The sequence below is a fragment of the Paenibacillus sp. LC231 genome (assembly GCF_001860525.1).
Classification (GTDB): domain Bacteria; phylum Bacillota; class Bacilli; order Paenibacillales; family Paenibacillaceae; genus Paenibacillus_AQ.
On the sequence record NZ_JFOM01000010.1, the window covers coordinates 118,016 to 137,659 of the forward strand.

Below are 19,644 nucleotides of genomic sequence, written 5' to 3' on the forward strand. Positions count from 1 at the left end.
AAGAGTTAGAGAATATGTTCGAAATATAGAATGAAACAAATATAGATGAAAGCGATTACAATGGAAACGTTTGCATCATTTATTGTAGTATCGAGTCTCCTTCTCGTCAACCACATTTTGACCTGTTTTCATCATGAATTTTGCGGCTCAAGCGGGTTTTCTCCAGCAGCATCTAGCTCTAACAAATAAAGGGAATCAGTCGTACAGATGACTGATTCCCCTACTAAGTTTTACATGTATGGTATGGCCGTTGCCTGCAAATAGGGCTTGGAATTGCTGAAGCTGGTCGGCCGCAAGCACAACGCTGCCTAATAGAGAACCGTTAACTCATAACGTCCGGACAGCAGCTCAAGTTCAAGCATGCTATGGTCCAGTCCGCAGCGGACGATGCCGTCCGGCATGCAGCTTGAAGCTGCTCCTCCCCATATCTCAACACCATCGATCAAGAGACCGGTAATGGGGCGGGAGCTCGGTGATGCCAATGCAGCGGTAGCGCTCATCGTGCAGGGCAGCTCAAGCCGCATCCGAATGCCGGCTTCGCTGACCCGCTCCCAACGTACGGCGATCTTGCCTCTTACGGTGGAAACGGAAGCCTCGGCAAAGTCCAGATCCGGCGCGAAAAAGGGGCGAATTCGTGCCGTCGCGAATCCGGGAGCTCCGCTCTGAATCCCGCAGACATACTCCTGCAGCAAGCGGGCGGGATAACCGTTCCATGCATGGCAATGGGACTCGATATCATCCCAGCCTTCCCACATGGTCTCGGCTCCTTGTGCAATCATGTAGCCCCACCCCGGATAATCCGGTTTACTCAGCAAATGGTAGGCCTGATCCTGCAATCCCTCCTCGAACAAAAGACGGAGCAGCGGGAGCGACAAGACCGTCTTGCTCTCCCACGGTTTGCCTGCCACGGCCTTCAATGCAGCCTCCCGGTCTTTCGTCGGCAGCAGCCCCGCATATAATGCCAACGCATTAACGCCTTGATGGGTGGCAATCGATCCCGAGCTGTCATGCAGCAGCTTGCCGGAGCCATCGTACAGCCCATTCAGGACGCTGACTTGCAGCTTCTGGGCATGGGCAGCATACGCTGCACTGTCATCTGCCCGGTTCAGCAAGGCAGCGGCTTCGGACAGAATGCGCAACGCCTGCCATGCCTTGATCTGCTGCACGGACAGAAATTCGCCTTCATGCTCAACCGTCGGGTAGGGCCAATCGCTAATATGCCATCCGCGGCCGACCGGAATCAGGCCTGTTGCCGGCGATATCAACGATAGATAACCCTCAATCATGACCCGGAGCGGTTCATAATATCGCGAGAGCAGCTCCGTATCTCCGCTAAACTGGTAAAGCTTCCACAGCAAGGTCGCATAATGCAGGTCCCATTCCGGGATTTGAATGAAAAAGTCCGGGTGCTCGTAGTTCGATGGGAACACAAAAGGGAAGGAGCCGTCTTCCAATTTGCCGTCCGCAAAGTCCTGCAGCGTCTTATCCAATACCGGATAGGCATCGAAGTTATAGAGCAGCGTCTCGGCTTGGAGATCGGTATCCGCGAGATACTGCGCCTGTTCCCGATGCGGGCAATCGACCACCTGGCCCAGCACATTGTTGCGCTGCGTCTGCAGGCAAACGTCGTACAGCTTGTTTAAGAAGTCAGACGAACACCGAAAATGCCCCGTCCGTGCCATGGCCGTACCCGCTGAGCAAATTCGCAGCTGCCCTTCCTCAATTGGCAGCGGATAGCCGGTAACCTCCACATAACGAAAGGCTTTAAAGCTGAAATCCGGCTGCCAATATTCGATCCCTCCGCGTCCATGCACCGTATACAGGTCGTAATAATGATGCGCAGTCTCGTTGCACACTTGATGAACGACCCGCCCGTCGCCATCGAGCGTTTCGGCGTACCGCAGCCGTACCGTGACACCTGCCATACCGGGCAAGGCCAATTGTGGCCAGCCCGATATGATTTTGCCAGCGTCGAATACCTGAATGAGCCCCTCTTCCCCGTTTACGAACGACGGCTCCGCTACCACGGATGGAATGATAGACTCCAGCGCTTCCGCCTCGGGGAGCTCCTGCCAATGGAGTGACCATGGCTGTGCGGATGGATGAGCAAGAACGACCGAACTGCAGTGTTCCTCTCCAACATCGGGCTGCAGCCAGTTCGGTTCCAGAAGAGCCGCATCATAGTCCTCTATGGACGATAAGCGGCGGTTCTGCTGATAAGGAGACCCGATGCGATGCGGAATCTGCCTTAAGGCCTGCCATGTCAGATCCGATACAACCAGCTGCTCCGTCCCGTCCTCATGCTCCACGTGCAGCTGGAGCAGCATGCCCGGGACGCCGTTCACATAGTTCTGGCCGCTTCCGCCCAAATAATGAGCGGCAACGCCGATGCAGTTGGCACCGGTCGACAAGAGGGGGGCCACATCATAAGCCAAATAATATTTGCGGTGAGGCACCCCCGTCGGTGCGGGTGAACCATAGCCTCCAACGCGTTGTCCGTTAACGAACAGTTGGAATACATGGTGGGCGGATACGAATATTTTGGCTCGCGCAATGGTTCCCCGGAGATCAAAGGATTTGCGGAAATAGGCAAAATCATTAAGCTTCATCTCCTCGGACCGCCATATCCATTCAGCACTCCAATCGCCGGGAAACAAGCCCGTTTCCCAATATGCCGGTACGCTTTCGCTTTCCTTACCCTGACGGTCCCAGACCGTAACCCGCCACCAGTAACGCGTATTGCTCTGCAGCGGCGGACCGTCATACAGAAGGCTTAGGCTTTGGCCACTCCGCCTGCCGCTGTCCCACACCAAATCTTCGTCTCTGTTAGAGAGACCCTCCGCGGAAAGGGACACCCACACCCTCACCCTGTACGCCGCGCACGACTCTCCGCGCCGATCGCTCTCCAGCAGCCAGGAAAAACGGGGAGAAGACACATCCAGCCCCAATGGATTCTCCAGACCATGCACAAGCGGTTTTTGTATCGTAAGCACGCTGCTTCTCCCCTTCCAGACTGTCTATTCGGCGTTAGAATCCATCCATCATGGATTCGATTGATCATGCGGCACGTTCACCTGGGTCACGGCCGCGGTTTCATTGCCGGCTTGATCCGTGACCGTATACGTGATCGTGTAGATCCTGCCGGAGCCTGCACCCGATCTTGCCGCGCGCAAGCTGAATGAGGTATCCATCGTGCCCAGCTCTGCACCCTGAATATCCTCCGCCTGCAGCTCCTCATTACTTGTAATGGAGGACAGCACCACGGAACCGATATCCGAGCCCGAATCGCTGGCGTCAACGGAAGCCGTGACCTGGACCAGTCTCTGGTTAGGCGGCCACAACTTGACCGGGTCCGCCGTTACGGTCGCCACGGGCGCGGTCTGGTCGATCTTCAAGGTCAACGACTTGATGGAACCCGGTTCTCCGGCTGGACTCATCGTGCGATAGTCCAGTTCATGAATCCCGTCCGTATCCATGATCATTTCGGAACCGTACGTCTGCCATTCTCCGTCATTCACGCGAAACTGAATGCCGTAGCCGTCCGGCAGGCCATTCGCTGCCCCGAGCTTGACGGTTACCGGGCTTCGGTACCAGCCGTCGTTGCCATCCGGCTGCTCCGGCGTCGAAGCGGCGGTAAGCTCTGCCGCCTCCATGCTGTCGGCCAAACCGATGCCGTCCACATGGAAATATCCTCCTTGCCAATGCACCCGGCTTGCCGGCACAAGCCCGATTTTAATTTTGGTGATCCGGTCCTTAAAGGCCCAATCCCCAAGGTTAACCGCCAGGTTGCTCCACTGTTTCGGCGGAACATTCCCCTCTGCTTCCAGCACATGCTGATCGCTGTACACCTTTACCCGAACGGTATAGGATTCGGCCGCAGGTCCGTTCGAAGGATTGATGCCAAAGAACAGGTAGGGTTTGCCCTCGGCATTCAGCGGCTCGTCGAACCGCTTGGCGATGCCTTTGCTGTCGCCCAGCTGCTCTCTGGTCATCACGGTAGCCTTGAGCGTTTGACTGCCGGTCCAGGCGAGGGAAGCATCGGTTTCGACGCCGGATACATACTCTGCATGGGTCCAGCCCTCATCGCCGTTCTCAAAATCAAACAGCATTTCCGCGCCCACCAGCTGCTCTACAGGTATCACGGCTGCCTGCGCTGTATCCGGTATCTCCCGACGCGCAAGCTTGCTTGCATCAAAGGAAGGCGCGATATCCCGCCAGTCGTTAATGCCAATGATCGGCTTCGCGAATTCCGTCACCTCCAGCGAACGTTCCGTATCGATATACTTAAAGACATCATATACCAGCTTGTGCTCCGCAGGGATGCTGGCGCCCCGGCTCGTATCCGGATCATGCGTCCACAATCCGAGATTCAGGCCATACTCTTCGGCATGGTCCACATGCCGGTGCAGAATGAAGGAGTCGATGCCGTCCAGGAAGTCCGTAATGTAATAGGCATACGCATAGGCTGCCGCCTGCAGCTGCTGGCCTTCCGGCGAATTGTCGCCGCTGTGGAAGCCCTGCTCCGACAGGATAATCCGGCGCGCCTCATCGCCGTACATGAACTTCGGCTGCTTCATGTAATCCACGAGGACGTGCAGGTTTTTAAACGTGATTTTCGGCGTATCGAACTGCTCGAGCGACTGCGGCGCAATCCAGGCTCTCGGATCGAACAGGTTTTCCGGATAAGGATGATAAGCGATATGCCACGGAATGTCGCCCGCTGCGGCGATCTCCGCCTGAAGCGTATCGATGATCGATCGGCCGTCGAACGAGCCGATCTGCGTGGACGGCAGCTGCTGATCCCAGTTATGCGTCAGCGAAATATACACTCTGGCGTTGCTGTAAAAGCTTTTTACGACGGTATTCGTTATTCTCACGGTCCGGGCATAGTCCTGAACGAATTCCCTGACCGTTTTATCGTTGCCCATATTGTACCAGGTCTCCCCGGCGTCCACCTCGTTGCCAACGATGTAATTGACGGCTCTGCCGTATTTTTCGTCCTCGCGCGAGTAGCGCTCCGCCAGGAAGGCGGTGATGGCTTTATAATACTTCGTCCCTAGCTCATCCGTTGTATTAAATGCATAGACAATGCCTTCCGTGGCATCCGGATGGAGCAAATACCGGTTAGGCGTGGTATCGTCCATTCCCCCCTTATACATGAGAAGGATCAGGGATACCGTCACTCCGTTATCGGACAAACTCTTGATGGAATTATCCCGCTCCTCGATCCAATCCTTCTTGAAGTAGAAAGTCTCCCCTTCGTAGGAATATTCGAACGTATTGGCCGGATTGACGGCCCCGTTCATGTACAGGGCACTATTGTAATCCACGTTCAGTGCGGCATGGCTGATGCCGAGGTCCTCCGCATCGCCGACCATCTGCACCTGCAGCCCCTTCTTGCTCTTCGCCACAGGGAACGGATACGTATTCGGCGCAAGTATCTCGGGGTTGCTCACGTATTTGGCGCGATCCACGAGCTCCAGCGATCCGTCCGGAAGCATGGCCGCGACCGCAAATTTGGATTGCAGGCGGGTACGTCCCTCTTCTCCTGCCAGGTCCAGCTCAAACCTAAATTGTTCTTGAATCCCTTGCTCGGCAATCGCCTCTCGATTCGCCAGATCCCTTTCGGATTCATAGGGCTGCAGTTCAAACAATTGGAGCTCTCCGCCTTCATAAAGCTCCGCTTCCCCGGGCTTTAATGCGCCCTCAATCACGATCCGATCCCTGGAAGGCGAGATCTCATGCCTCGTGAGCTCCCCGGGGAAAACCTCGATCGGAACCAGCTGTTTGAATCGGATCTGATCGATGCCAACTTCTCCCGTGCTTGCCCCTCCGTCGCTCAAGAACGTCAACCGGAACTGCTTCAGGCTGCCGCCCCACTCCGGATACAGCGACAGATTAAATTCCTGTTCAACAGATTGGCTGTTATTCGCTTCGATGTCGAACACCTCCGACTTCGTGTCATCCCAATCGGGGCTTTCCTCCGTAATCCATTCGACCTTCACTTTGTTGAATGGCGACTCGTTCCTCCATTTGACGCTTAATGTATTGTAATGATCGATATCCTGGATGATCACCGGAGATTGCAATACGGGAGCGGCACTTGTCAGTGCCAATCGGAGCTCTCCGCCGGCTGCGCCTACCTCGGCGCCTTGAGCGGTAAACCCTTCCGTTTCCCCGTCCACGTTAAAATCCATGCCGATGGCGTTGGATCCGCTGAGATAATCGATCTGGTAATTGCCGCCCCAGAATTCGTATCCCGGATCGCCCGGCTTCAGTCCGCCGTGATCGAAGTTGAGCATGAACGCGAATTCGATCTTGGTGACGTGGTCCCGCTGGGCCCAATCCTTGACGGACACCGCCACTTTGCTCCAGCTGTTCGGATTGATTTGGGCAATGCTCTCATAGGAATCTTCGCCGCTGAACAGGGTAACCTTGATCAGATAGTCCTCCGTCTGCCACCCATAGCAATTGGCCGCAAACGTCAGATAGTTCACGTCCGACAAGTCGAGCGGCTGATCGAAATCCCTGGATACCGTTCTCCATTCATAAGCCTTGACTTCATCCGACCATACCTCGAGCACGTGGCTTCCCTCATATGGAGAATTCGGGCCGTTGGCATAACGGTCGGCGTAGGTGACTTTCTCCGCCCCCGCTCCGCTGGTCCATTTTCCCGGCTGGTTTACCGCATCGGGCTCGTTAAAATCGTCAATGACAATCGAAGGCGTGTAACCCGTCACGTTCAGCACATGGGGAGATGCCTTTAAATCCGGATCATACGTGCCCGCAAACACGATCCCGGCGGGATACGCTTGCAGGGTGAGCGCCAGCAGGACGGAATACAGCAGCAGCCTTTTAAACCCCTTCAACTTCATTACGCTTGTTCCTCCTCAAAATGGATTCTGTTGATACGATTACCGAAGTTTGACGCCATTCACCCCCCTTCCAACCCCCTATTCGCTCGTCTCCAAGCCGATCGCCTTAATCTCTGATTCTAAGCACAAGCTCCGTCCCGTCGATCGCTTTCACGGTAATTCCCTCCGGAATCGTGAGCTCGTATTTCAGCTTCCCTCCCTTCTGTCTCTTCCAGCTTGCTTCCATCATGCCAAAGCGCGTCGGCACAGCGCCTTCCGCCCAATCGAGATCACCGGCATGCGGGGCAAGATATACCTCCTGATCGCCGAGTCTGCTTAAATCAAGGCCCAACACGGATTGCGTCAAAATATAACTCGGCGATGCGCCCCAGCCGTGACTAAAGCTCACGGGAATATGATCAACTAAATAAGTTGGCGTATTGCCTTGATAAGCGCTCGGCACGGTACAGGCCGGCGTTGACGGATCATACGTCTCCCACCAGGTCGTCGCTCCCCGGTCCAGCATGCCGCCCCAATAGCTTCTTATGATTTCCAGAGCGCGGTCTACGCGTCCTTTGCTCATCAGCGTCTCCAGAACCACATGATAGAAAAAAGCGCCTTTTAACGGCGGCAGCTTTCCGCCGTCGTACCATTCGTCCAGGAAGCGGTCCTCTTCCGCCGGGTCCATCAGGCCGGACCATATCGCCGCAAAGTTGGTCTGAGCCGTGATCTGCTTCGATAATCCGTCCGATCCGATGCAATCCGCAAACACGATCTCGCCGGGGGGCCGCATCTGCTCCCTTATGGCAGTGCGAAGCCGGACCGCCTGGTCCTTCCACTGCCCTGCCAGCTCGTCGCGTCCGGTCTCTTGCGCCAGCTCCGCCGCCAACCCGAGCGCCTTGTAATAGAAGCAGGAGACGGCCGTCACCCGGTCGCGCCGGTCGATGTAATCGGCCCAGTCGATAAAGCACCACCAGCCAGGCCGGTCGGCGCCGGCAAACAGGCCATCCCGATCCTCCTGCAGCGCGAACCACGCCATCAACCGTGTAATGGCCGGCCAGATTTCTTCCAGGAAATCGCGGTCCTTCGTATACATCCAGTGGGAATGCACGCCAAACAACCAATGCGCGCAGAAATCGGGCAGCAGGAACGAGTTTCGTTCCGGGCCGGTACCGGGTATGGAGCCGTCGTCATTCTGAATCCGCGCCCCTTGCAAGAGACATTTGCGCAGCAGCCGATCGTCTCCGAACGCGTGGTAGATGACTTTGCCCATGACCACGGCATCGGCTACCCAGAGCGCCTTCTCGCGCAGCGGGCAATCCTCCAAATGGTCCTGGCTGTTCACCAGCGTCGTATACGCCCCGACCTCCCAAATCCGGTTCAGACGATCATCGCTGCAGCGAAAAAAGCCGGATTCGTCAAACGGATAGTGGACGGATTCGATGCCGAAGCGCGATATCGTCAGCGCGGCCGGCGTCGCCTGTGCCGTAACCTGAAGGAAACGGAAAGCCCGGCGGCCAAAGGGCTTTAGCCGATTTCGCCCTTTGCGCAGGATGAAGGTATCGTACAATTGCAGCTCCAGCGATTCTCCGTACGACAGCTGGATCACGCCGCCCGCGGGCGCGTCCAGCTCCAGCTCGGGATACCCCACGATTTCGCTAGCAAAGTCATATACAACACCCGGCAGCGAGCCGGGCATGCTGGCATCAAGCGTCCAGCCTGTTGTGCCTGCCGCTAACCGACCTGGATCTCTTTCTGTTTCCGCCGAGTCCTCTTGCAAGCCAAGCGCCTCATGACCCCGAGGGGCACGCTCCGGCGAACCGAACGCCTCCGTGCTGCCCCCACGATTCCGAAGCATGCCGGACTCCCCCAGGCTGACGCCGAAATTGGCTTCGGTCCGTACGATCGCGGCCGGACTAACCCATTCCCTGTGCAGCGGAGGAATCTCCCGCGGAAGCAGTCGCGGCCATGGCGAATCCGGATCCAATGCTTTGGCGATAACCACCGCCCCGCTCCAGGAGGAATCGTCGTAGGCGGATTCCTCCCATCCGTCCTCCTGCTCCGCGAGATAAATTTCGCGGAATCCGTTCCACTGATGCTGGCGCGACACCTGGGCCATCCATCTTGGCGATCGCCGGACCTTCCAATCCGCATCCGTGGCTGCCACGGAGAACACTCCGTTCTCGCGCTCGATCTCAAGCTCGGCAATCAATCCCCCCGGCCCTTGCATCTGGCCTGTCACGATATCGGTCGAACCGAAATTGTAGGCGACGATGGCCAGCACATTCCTACCCACCGTCAACAGCGGGGTTACATCGATCTCGTCGTAATATTTCCACTGCTGATCGGCAGGCGAGGGGCCCCTCCCGACCACTGCGCCATTGACATATAGCAAGTACTCCTGGTTGGCTGACACGTACAATCGGCCCGCCATCGGCGCTTCCTGCAAGTCAAAGTTCCTTCTCGCTCCCAGATACACGTTGGCCGTATTCGGGGGGAAATCTCCCCAAATCCAGCTCGCTTGCCAGTGCTCCTTCATCATGCCCTCCCTGCCAGCTCGGCTTCCCCGATGCGAGCTGATTTGATCATGCGTCCATCCTCCAGCTTCCATTCCACCTTGATCAAGCCCTTGGGACTTGGAATCACGCCTCGTGCAGCCGTTAGCCCTCCGATCGCATGAGGTTCGAAAGCGATGCGGGCATAACCGGGCTCCAGCGCGCGAATCCCCAGGACATATCTGGCAAACCATACCACCGGCGTGCTCGACCAGCTGTGGCACAGGCTCATCCGGTAGGAATCGTACGCGGTATACGTGGTCAGGGCATGGTGAATATCGCTGCTCGGCGCGAGCCTGATCCCCTCCCAGAAAGTGGTTGCTCCCGCATCCAGCATCGTTCCCCAGACCGTAGCGATAACCGCCCACGCCCGTTCGTGCATGCCGTACTCCGAGTAGCATTCCGCCAGCCAGTAGGCGGACAATGGCGTGAGCGGGTCCCCCAGCCGATAGTCGAGGAGAAATCTGCGTGCGCTGTCCTCTCCCACATACCCGCTCTTAATGCCGATGACCGAGGTGAGCAGCGCGTATGACGGCCCGATGAACTGCTCCTCCTTAAGCTCCGCTTGCGGTTCATCCCACTGGAGCCCGAGCTCCGGCATGTGATCCGCCAGCTGTTTCATTTGGCTCTTCGTCATGCCGTAAATCGCGTTCAGGCACGCCCACGATTCAGACGTCCCCATGGGCGACCATTCGATAAAGGAATGCGCCTCTCTGGCATCCGGCATGAAAATCCCGCTGCACGGATCCGCATTCGCCTTCACCCAAGCGATATGCCGCTGCAGCTCCTCCCGGATTTCCCATACGAATTCGCGGTCTCCCGTCTCGAAGTAGTAATCCCATATGCTGCTGAGCCACCACAGCGTATAGGAGGGGAGATTGTTCATCCAATAGCCGTAAGGGGTCCGCCCCAGCTCCCGGAGCGACCGCTTCAATACCGAATAATCGTCCCAGAGCGAGTATTCGGTTTTGGCGGCCAGGTAAATATCGTAAGCCCAATTCAGGCGGTCCCGCTTGATGCCGTCCCACAATCCGATTTGATGGCAGACCCGGCTGGTATGCACCGACACGTCATAGATGCGCTGCATAAGGTCGTTGTCCGTCTGCAGTTGCCCCACCTGGTTCAGCGCAGCGCCGGCTGCCTCCAATCGGAGCTCGATATGGAATGTTCCTCCATCGTCCCCGCTTACGTAAATTTGCACGTACCGCATGCCCTGGGGATTCGTTGCCGACAGGCTCCCCGGCGGAATCGCCAACCACTCGGTCATGCATCCGTCATAATGCCGCAGCTCCTGCAAGGATTCAGCGCCATTCCACAGCAAACCGATCTCGGAATCGCCGTGGTTGGTCACCTGCATCCGCACATTGAGCTCATGGGGCAATTCCAGCAGCAGCTCCGGCATCCGGCTCAAATCCAGCTCTTTCTGCTGAGTCCTGCGTTCCTTCCATTCCCCCTGCTTCAGAAGATGATAAAAAATATGCCGTTCATTCCTGGACTCCACTTCGTCCAGGACGATTCGCCCTCCGGCCGTTCCATTCATCTGAATTACACCATCTATGCCGCTGACCGCTTCCACTCCGGCTGCAGAAATGACTCTTATGCCTTGGACAGGCTCGACCGCGATATCGCCGTATCCTCCGGCAATAAACCAAAGAGGCGCATGATCCAGGTCTCCAAAAGGCTCCTCGCCCCAAACGCATACCACCTCCGCCGGGCCGTCCCCGGCCTCCCAGGTATCATCCGTTGCCAGCCATAAGCCTTCGCTTCCGCTCAAGTAGGCGATGCATCCCACCGAGCGGTCATGCAGATGCATATTGATGGGATGCATCGGCATCGGCTCCGTATTTCGGAGCTCGATTCGGAGCGTATAGGCTCCAGGCTCCAAACCGCCGGGGAGCCCCGCTACCGGATAAAATGTGGACGTGTGCCTGGCATGCTCCGGGAAATGGCCGATCACGGCGTCGTTCAGCCTGATCTCGGCTTCTCCCGTACAGGCGATTCTCATCTCAAGCTGCTCAACCGCGGCATGCAGAACAAAGGATTTTTCCAGTACGACATGCCGCCGGCCCTCGCGTTCCCTGTGCCAGATCCAGCTGGGTATCTTCTCCGCTTGTCTGTGTATATTCATCCATCTCTCTCCATTTGGTCCGTCGTTTTATATTTTTAAAGCCCCTTGCGTAACGCCCTGGATGTAATACTTCATCCCGAAGCTGAACAGCAGCACCAGCGGAATCGCCGATATGATGTACGCCGCGAATTCCACGCCCATGTTGGAGATGCCGAACTGGTTCGTGAATTGCGTAAGCCCGACGCCAATCATCTGGATGCTGTTCGATTTAATGGTCAAAAGCGGCCAGATGTAATCGTTATAGATCCCGACGGACTGCATGATCATTAAGGTCATGAGAACGGGAACGGACAGAGGCAGCACCATTCTCGTGAACACCACGAACTCTCCCGCACCGTCGATTTTGGCGGCATCAAACAGCTCGTTGGAAATGCCCGCCATGAAGCTCCTGCACAAAAATGTGCCGAAAATCTGTCCGCCCGCGGCCGCGCTGATAATGATGACCCACGGCGTATTCACCAGCCCCAGATTCGCATACAGCACGTAAGAAGGGATCAGCGTCATGACGCCCGGTATCATCATGATGGCCAGCATCAGCATGAACAGCACCTCCTTGCCGAGAAAGTCCTTCTTGGCAAAGGTATAGCCCGCAACAGCGGACAGAGCCACGACCAGCGTGCCGCCCACCGCCGCATAGAGCACCGTATTCAAGGTGTACCGCCAGATCGCCGCGAAGGCTTCCGCATAATTCGCGGTCTGCGCCGGGATGGGCATCGTCCAGATGCCTCCGAGAATCTGCGCGTTATTTTTGAAGGATGAAATCAGGGTGAAGGCGATGGGGGCGAGGGTCAACGCAACAAAAACGATAAGCAGCACATAAAGCGCCGACTGCTGAACGAGTCTAACCTTAGCATTCATGCCGTTCCCCTCCTAATCCGTATTGGTTTTGATGAATTTCATATTGATGACCGTAATCACCATGATGATGGCGAACATGCTGACGCCAAGCGCCGACGCATAGCCCAGGTCATTGAATTTCGTTGCGGCAAAATACATCTGCAGCACCGGCACATAGGTCGAATCGGCAGGCCCCCCGCCGGTCACGATCAGGATGGAGCCGAAGTCCTGAATGATGCCGATCAGCGCGAGCACGATCAGCAGCTTGAATTGCCCTGCCAGCAGCGGCAGGTGAATCGCCCGGATAATGCGGAAGGATTTGGCGCCGTCGATTCTCGCCGCTTCGATCACTTCTTCCGGAATGGCAATCAGCCCCGAGTACATCACCAGCAGCTGCAGGATGCCGACGAACGGGAAGCCCATCATAATGATGGCCCACAGCGCCGTATTCGGGTCTCCCAGCCAAGGATGGCTTAGCGAGCCGAGTCCGATCATGCGCAGCAGCTGGTTCACGAGGCCGATGTTCGGATCGTACATGTCCTGCCAGACCAGCAGCATGCCGACGGATGGAATGACCATGGAAATGACGAAAAACGTGCGGAATACATACTGGGACCTTTTGCTTCTCAGATGATAGATCAGCTCCGCCACGATCAGCGGCGGAATAAGAGCCTTGAACAATCCGGTGACGATGAGGATGAGCAGATTGCCCACGCCTTTTGTGACGTACGGATCATTCGCCATGCGCCTGAAATTGTCCAGCCCGATAAACTCGCTTCTTGCCCCGGGATTCCAGTCGTACAAGGAATGAATCAAGCCGGAGAACGCCGGGATATACAGGAATATAATTATGAGCGTAAAGCTGGGGAGCAGCATGGCATACGCCAGTTTGCTCTTCCACAACCGGTGAAGAATGTAGGGCTTTTTACGCCATAACCAGAAAAATAACAGTGCCGCCAACAGAACGAATACGATCACGGCCGCAATCTGTACCACGGTTTTGACCATCGCTGCCTGTTTGCCTTGCTCCAGCACGGCCCCGACTTCATATTGGAAGACGGCTCCTTTGTCCGAGCCTGCGAAGAGCCGCGTACCGTCTTTGCTGAACCGGATTTGCTGGCCGGCTCCGGCCTCCTTCGTGCTCCACAACAATTCGCCGCCTTGATTGGCCACGTAATAATTGCCCGAGTAATCCGCTACCGCGATATACTCCCCGTCATGGGTGACATGAACGGAGGTCACTTTATCCTTGGTCAACAATTCGCCAAGCCTGCTGCCCTCCGCCGAATAGAGGACCGCTTTATTGCTGGACGTTCCGACCACCATCGTTCCGTTATCCGCAACGGAAGCATGAAGAATGTCACCCTCCAGCGGCGTCTGGAATTGCAGCTCGCCGGCAGGATTGAACAAATAGGCGTACTGGTTCGCGGCTCCGGCTGCCAGCCATTGCCCGTTCGGGGATACCGCCGCGCTCTTCACGGCGATGCTGATCGGAATTTCACGCAGCGTCTGTCCTTTTTCGTCCAGCACATGCACCAAACTTTCGTTATGCAGCGTCACGATAACCAGCTTGCCGTCGGGCGTTGCCGACAGATTCTTGATCATTTTCTTAAAATCCCGCTTCCACAGCTCTTTGCCGTCAGCACTCAGCATATAAAGATGCCGGTCATCGGAAGTGACGAGCATGCGGCCGTCATTCAGGAGGGCGACACCGGTCACGACGTTGTTTGCCATGAATTCGAATCGCTGGGTGCCGTCGCGCTGAAGAAGAATGGCACTCGCATTCTGCGTACCGACCGCCACCAGCTCGCCGTCTTCCGATATGGACAAAGCTTTGATCGTAAGGCCCTGCTCCATCGTCCAGATCGGCTCAGAGGCATGGATCGGCTGGGCATATAGAAAAAGCAGCAGCGAAGCCAGCAGGCAGGAATATATTGTTCTCATCACCTTCGTGTTCACACTCCCTTCCATGCCAAGTGAACCCGCAGAACTCCACCGATGAGGGCGAAGCCCTGCGCCTTACAGCCATTTACAGCCATTTACAGCCTTCTAATGCTACTGTCTGACAGGCGGCTGACGCTCCGGATTCTCGATATCGGAGAGTTCTTTTTTGCGTTCCTTGAGCATGGCTTCGAATTTGGCGTCAATATCCGCCTGGTACTGCTTCAGCAGCTGATCCACATCGATTTCATCGTTGAAGTATTTGGAGATCAGTCCGATATAGCTCTGCACGGACGGCTGATAGTCATGGAGACCGCGGGCCAACACGTTGCCCGGGCTGTTCAGCCCTTCCGTGTTCCCGATCGCGTCAAACGATTCGAACGTCTTCTTCATTTCTTCCGGCAGCTCGATGTCGTTAAGCAGCGGCGCGCCGTTCAGGGAGGCGTCTTTGGAATTCTGGACGGCTTCCAGGTACACCTTATACCCTTCCGGGCTGGTCAAATACATCATGAAATCGACGTTCAGGGCAGTTTGCTCCGCATTCTTCTTCACGAAGCCGTAGAAGCCGGTGTAGATATGAATCGTTCTCGCCGGAGCCTGGACCAGCTCCCCTTCCATGGAGGGCATGTTGAAGAATCCGAAGTCGAAGGATTTCACGCCGCCGCTCTCTCCCGTTTTTTCCGCATCGGCAAAATCCTTCGGAAGCTGCCAATAGGAGGACGGAAGCGCGACCATGGTTGCGGCCTTGCCTGTCAGGAAGAGCTTGTAGGCCTGCTCCTCGGACATGCCCATGAAACCGTCCGGCGCGTAACTGAACAAGGTTTTCAGATTTGTCATGACTTCGCGCCAGGCCGGATTGCCCTCGACTTTATACGGGCCGACTTTGTTCTTAATAGCCTGGTACATCCGCAGCTCGTTCGTCGATACTTTGGAACGGGAATCGTTGTACGGGTCGCTCAGGTCGAACTTCCAGTTATCGTCGATGTTTGGCATGTACGTATAATCTTCCGGCTTTGATTTGATCAGCTCCACGTAATCGCGGAAGTACTGGTCCGGATAAATGCGCATGAGCCAGCCCGCCTGACCGCTCCACAGGGAGAGCGCGTTGCCGCCGATCGTGAACGGGATATGACCCGCCGCCTTCAGTTTGTCGTAGGTCGCGATGAGTTCATCGAACGTTTTAGGGGTATCGGTAATCCCCGCTTTCTCGAACAACTCTTTGTTGTACATCCAGAGGATTTGTACCGATTCAAAGTTAAGCGCTTGCAAAGTTTGCAGGTTAGGGTCATCCAGATTGACGCCCATGCCGTCCAGGTTGAAGCTTTCCTTCCAGAGCTTTCCGGTGTAGGGGTTCTCCGTCTCCAGCCAAGGCTTGAAGTCCACGAATTTCTGGTCTTCGTTCAGGTCGCTGTTTTCATTCGTGTTCACAAAATCGGCCTCCGGCTCTCCGGCGGCAAACTGAGCCTGCAGCCATTCGCGGTAACCCTCGGCCGGCTTGATATCCACGACGACCTTCACGTCCGGATGCTTAGCCATGTAAGCGTCGGCTACCTTGCCCCAAACCTCGGCTGAGGCACCGCGCAAGGATATTTGGATCGTGCCGCTTTTAGGTTTTTCCGTATCTTCTCCGGCTGGTTCGGCTGGTGTTTTGTTATCCGTTGGGGTAGGCTGTTCGGATGGTGACGGGCTGGCGGTATTGGGGCCGCTGCTGGTACAGCCCGCTGCGATGATGATCATTAGTGAGGAAATCAAAATGAGGCTTACGATTTTTCTAAAATGGATCATGACGTTCACTCCCCTAAGCGTTTAATGAATTCGCTTACATTTATGTGAAGTCTTAGATGTCTAAATTGGACCCGCATCACTCCCTTCAAGGATAACAGGGTGCAAAAACGTTTTTGCACCCTTCAAAAAAAAGAATCGTCCAACGAAAATATCCGTTTTCAGGTCGATTCTCTTTCAATGACGGTACACGGCAAAACGATCGTCTGAATATCGTCAAAACGAATTTCGCCGTCAATCAGCTGCATTAACAGCTTCGCTGCTTCCAGGCCCATCTGCCGCATCGGCAGCTCGATCGATGTAATGGATGGCCGGGCCAACTGGGACACGGCCGTGTTATCGAATCCGATCACCGCCAGGTCCTCCGGCACCTTGTAACCCAGCTCCTGAGCCTTCTCGACGACGCGGGAAGCGATCACGTCGCGTCCGGCGATGATGGCGGTAGGACGCTCGACTCCGTTCAGCAGCTTCTCCGTTTCCGTATACCCGCTGTCTTCTTCGAAGGAACCGATCTCCACCAGCCGCTCATCGAACCCGTCGCCTAATTCCTCCATGGCCTGGCGGTAGCCGTTATACCGGTCCAGCGAGGCATCCACTTCCAGCGAGCATGGGGTGATGAGCGCAATCCGGCGATGACCTTTGCCGATCAGATATTTAACGGCTTCATAGGCGCCCTGCTCGTTATCCGCATTGACGCTGTGACACACGCCGGGCATCGCCGGCCTCCCGAGCAGGACAAAAGGAAACCGGTTCTTGATCAGCTCCCCATACGGCTGGTTAATTGCAGCTCCCATCAGAATCAGTCCATCCGCCGATTGCTTGCGGTAGACGTCCAGCAGGTGATCCGCCAATTTATTCGTACTCGGCTTCTGAAAGGACAACAGCAAATCGTAATTGTTGTCTCCCGTCGCCTCCCCAAGCCCCTTGACGACGTCGAGGAGAATGGTATTCTCCAATCCGTCCACCGTATCCTCGACCACCAAGCCGATGTTGTTCGTTTTCTTCGTAACCAATCCGCGCGCGGATTGGTTCGGCCGGTAATTCAGCTTCTCGATTGCATCGAATATCCGCTTCTTGGTCGCTTCCGCTACATGCGCGGAGCCATTGACCGCAAACGACACGGTACAAACCGCTACGCCGGCCTCCCGGGCGACGTCTTTTATGGTTGCTGCCATCATGATCATCCTTATCCAAAATTATAGGAAAACATTTGATTAGACTATAAATGCAGGGGCTGTAAAACTGCAGAGTTCAAATCACCATATGTAAACGCTATCAGATATTAGCCGATTACGGCGCTATCGCGTTGAAGAAAGAATCATCGAATGACGCAATGATTGATGTACTCATGATACAAAACGTTTTTGCAAAAACGATTTGTATATAAAATACACCGGGTTATCGGCAGTGTCAATCCTGTTTTCTGTTCTTTTTTTAATGAATTCGTAAATGAATAGCTCGTCCAGGAACCGGTGTACATTTAAAATAGGTTGAGATAACTCCCCTAACTTTGCAAACAAAGGATTGATTTCCAGCGGCGATTCCCATAACATTAAACATTATAATGATATAATGTTTAATGTTCGCAAAATCATGGATGCAGGGGGAATTCATATGGAATTTCGTTTCGAGGGCGCTGTTACGGATGTTATGCCAGGCATTCAGCTGCTGCTGGATGAGCTTGGCGTCGAGCTTGGGGATAACGGCATCTCCGTTGAGGTAGCCTTGTCCGATGGCGATCTGGAGGTCGGCAGGGACCGAGACCACGCCTATATTCGTTTCGGACGAAAACATCAATTTTTCCGGGGACTCGGCCTACTGGTTCAACACAGCCGACAAAGCGATTCGTTCCACCTTCACGAACGCCAGCAATTTGACCAGATCGGCCCGATGTTCGACCTGTCCCGCAACGCCGTGCTGACCGTGGACAGCTTCAAGCTCATGCTGAACAAAATGGCCCTGATGGGCATGAACAGCGTGATGCTGTACATGGAGGACACTTATGAGATCAAAGACGAGCCGTATTTCGGTTATATGCGCGGTCGCTACACGCAGGCGGAGCTGAAAGAGATGGACGATTATGCCGATCAATTCGGCATCGAGGCTTTTCCAAGCATCCAAACCTTGGCGCACCTGGAAGAGTTTCTGAAGTGGGAGCCCATCAAGCATTACCGCGATACGAAGGGTGCCCTGCTGGTCGGCAGCGAGCAGACCGACTCCCTGATTGAACGGATGATCGAGGCTGCCAGCGCTCCGTTCCGCAGCAACAAGATTCATATCGGGATGGACGAAGCGGAGGAGCTCGGACGAGGTAAATATTTGGATCACAACGGTTATGTGAGCCGTTTCGACATTATGATCGCCCATCTGGACAAAGTCCTGGCTGCCGTCCGCAAGCGCGGCCTGAAGCCGATGATGTGGAGCGACATGTTCCTTAAGCTTGCTGCCGGCGGAGGCGGCGATGCGGCGTATTACGACAAGGACACCTCGATTCCCGAGGATATGGCCCGCCGCATCCCGAAGGATGTGGACATGGTGTACTGGGACTATACCCACATGGAGCCGGAGGACTATGAGAAGCTGATCGCCAATCACCGCCCGCTGGGCTGTAACCTCGTGTTTGCCGGAGCCGTCTGGATCTTTAACACATTCGGCGTCAACTACGGGTTGTCCCTGAACGCTTCGAATGTTGCGCTTCAAGTGTGCAAGCAGGAAGGAATCCGCGAGGTATACGCCACGATGTGGGGCGATGACGGCAACGAAGGAAATCCGTTCGCGGCGCTGCTCGGTCTGCAGCTTTATGCTGAGCATGCCTACTCGGAACAGAAGCCTTCCCCGGCTCAGTTGGCGGAACGGGTGAAATTCTGTACGGGCATCGACATGGAGGCGTTCCTCCTGCTGAAGGATCTGGACGAGATTCCCGGCCAGGAGCCAAACAACGCCAAGCAGAGCAACCCGTCGAAATTTTTGCTGTATCAGGATGTGCTCCTCGGGATGTTCGACAAACAGATCGAAGGCCTGGACCTCTCGAACCACTATGCCGAGCTGGAGCAAAACCTGCGCGCGAAGCGCGATAGCACGGCCGAGCTGGACTATCTGTTCGAGATGCCGGAGAAGCTGAGCGCCGTCCTCAAACGCAAGAGCGAAATCGGCATTCTGCTGAAGCAAGCCTATGATGCCAAGGACGTCGATACCTTAAGGCATATGGCCAAAAACGTGCTCCCTGCCATCTCCAAAGCCGTGCAAGAGCTACGCATTGCCCACCGCACGCAGTGGCACCGGATGTTCAAGCCCTTTGGCTGGGAGGTCATCGACATCCGCTATGGCGGCGTCATCACCCGCCTGGACACCGCAGCGTTCCGCATTCTGGAATACGTGGAGGGACGGACGGCACGGATCGAGGAACTTGAGCAGGAACGGCTGGTGTTCAGCACAACCAACCGCGACAATCATAAGGGCGTCGGCTGGTGCAGCCATTATTACCGCATGGCTTCGCCAAACGTGTTCTACCATGTGCTGAATCCTTTTTAAGGGTTTCGGCTGGCCT

At 55.6% G+C, this 19,644-nt stretch carries 9 protein-coding genes; 1 reads left to right on the forward strand and 8 read right to left on the reverse strand.

Annotated features, from left to right (window positions below; genetic code table 11):
* Positions 1 to 308: 308 nt before the first annotated feature.
* From AK95_RS06680 to AK95_RS06715, 8 genes are all read right to left on the reverse strand, one after another.
* The gene (locus AK95_RS06680) at positions 309 to 2,993 is read right to left on the reverse strand and encodes an alpha-L-rhamnosidase (protein ID WP_071219199.1); all 2,685 of its coding nucleotides are present in this window, start codon (positions 2,991 to 2,993) and stop codon (positions 309 to 311) included.
* 48 nt (positions 2,994 to 3,041) lie between these two features.
* Complete coding sequence (locus AK95_RS06685; protein WP_071219200.1) at positions 3,042 to 6,875, reverse strand: DUF5722 domain-containing protein; 3,834 nt, start codon at positions 6,873 to 6,875, stop codon at positions 3,042 to 3,044.
* A gap of 106 nt (positions 6,876 to 6,981) precedes the next feature.
* Positions 6,982 to 9,465: an alpha-L-rhamnosidase-related protein gene (locus AK95_RS06690; RefSeq protein ID WP_235613030.1), complete on the reverse strand. Its 2,484-nt coding sequence runs from the start codon at positions 9,463 to 9,465 to the stop codon at positions 6,982 to 6,984.
* Positions 9,393 to 11,537 carry an alpha-L-rhamnosidase C-terminal domain-containing protein gene (locus tag AK95_RS06695; protein ID WP_071219202.1) on the reverse strand — a complete coding sequence of 715 codons (2,145 nt, stop codon included), beginning with the start codon at positions 11,535 to 11,537 and terminating at the stop codon, positions 9,393 to 9,395. Before AK95_RS06695 ends, AK95_RS06690 begins: the two co-directional genes overlap by 73 nt.
* Before the next feature lie 27 nt (positions 11,538 to 11,564).
* A complete protein-coding gene (locus tag AK95_RS06700; protein WP_071219203.1) occupies positions 11,565 to 12,395 on the reverse strand; it encodes a carbohydrate ABC transporter permease in 831 nt (276 codons plus the stop codon).
* 12 nt (positions 12,396 to 12,407) lie between these two features.
* Positions 12,408 to 14,318 carry an ABC transporter permease subunit gene (locus AK95_RS06705; RefSeq protein WP_235613041.1) on the reverse strand — a complete coding sequence of 637 codons (1,911 nt, stop codon included), beginning with the start codon at positions 14,316 to 14,318 and terminating at the stop codon, positions 12,408 to 12,410.
* Between the two features lie 111 nt (positions 14,319 to 14,429).
* Positions 14,430 to 16,100 carry an ABC transporter substrate-binding protein gene (locus AK95_RS06710; RefSeq protein ID WP_071219205.1) on the reverse strand — a complete coding sequence of 557 codons (1,671 nt, stop codon included), beginning with the start codon at positions 16,098 to 16,100 and terminating at the stop codon, positions 14,430 to 14,432.
* Positions 16,101 to 16,258: 158 nt separating this feature from the next.
* Positions 16,259 to 17,272 carry a LacI family DNA-binding transcriptional regulator gene (locus tag AK95_RS06715; RefSeq protein WP_071219206.1) on the reverse strand — a complete coding sequence of 338 codons (1,014 nt, stop codon included), beginning with the start codon at positions 17,270 to 17,272 and terminating at the stop codon, positions 16,259 to 16,261.
* 439 nt (positions 17,273 to 17,711) lie between these two features.
* Between AK95_RS06715 and AK95_RS06720 the strand changes: the two genes are divergently transcribed.
* On the forward strand, positions 17,712 to 19,628 hold the full coding sequence (locus tag AK95_RS06720; RefSeq protein ID WP_071219207.1) for a beta-N-acetylhexosaminidase: 1,917 nt from the start codon (positions 17,712 to 17,714) through the stop codon (positions 19,626 to 19,628).
* Positions 19,629 to 19,644 lie beyond the last annotated feature (16 nt).

Bases quoted from the DNA above. Each gene is read 5' to 3' on its own strand.
- AK95_RS06685 (WP_071219200.1), bottom strand. From the start codon at position 6,875: ATGAAGTTGAAGGGGTTTAAAAGGCTGCTGCTGTATTCCGTCCTGCTG.
- AK95_RS06690 (WP_235613030.1), bottom strand. From the start codon at position 9,465: ATGGAAGCTGGAGGATGGACGCATGATCAAATCAGCTCGCATCGGGGA.
- AK95_RS06695 (WP_071219202.1), bottom strand. From the start codon at position 11,537: ATGAATATACACAGACAAGCGGAGAAGATACCCAGCTGGATCTGGCAC.
- AK95_RS06700 (WP_071219203.1), bottom strand. From the start codon at position 12,395: ATGAATGCTAAGGTTAGACTCGTTCAGCAGTCGGCGCTTTATGTGCTG.
- AK95_RS06705 (WP_235613041.1), bottom strand. From the start codon at position 14,318: ATGAGAACAATATATTCCTGCCTGCTGGCTTCGCTGCTGCTTTTTCTA.
- AK95_RS06710 (WP_071219205.1), bottom strand. From the start codon at position 16,100: ATGATCCATTTTAGAAAAATCGTAAGCCTCATTTTGATTTCCTCACTA.
- AK95_RS06715 (WP_071219206.1), bottom strand. From the start codon at position 17,272: ATGGCAGCAACCATAAAAGACGTCGCCCGGGAGGCCGGCGTAGCGGTT.
- AK95_RS06720 (WP_071219207.1), top strand. From the start codon at position 17,712: ATGGAATTTCGTTTCGAGGGCGCTGTTACGGATGTTATGCCAGGCATT.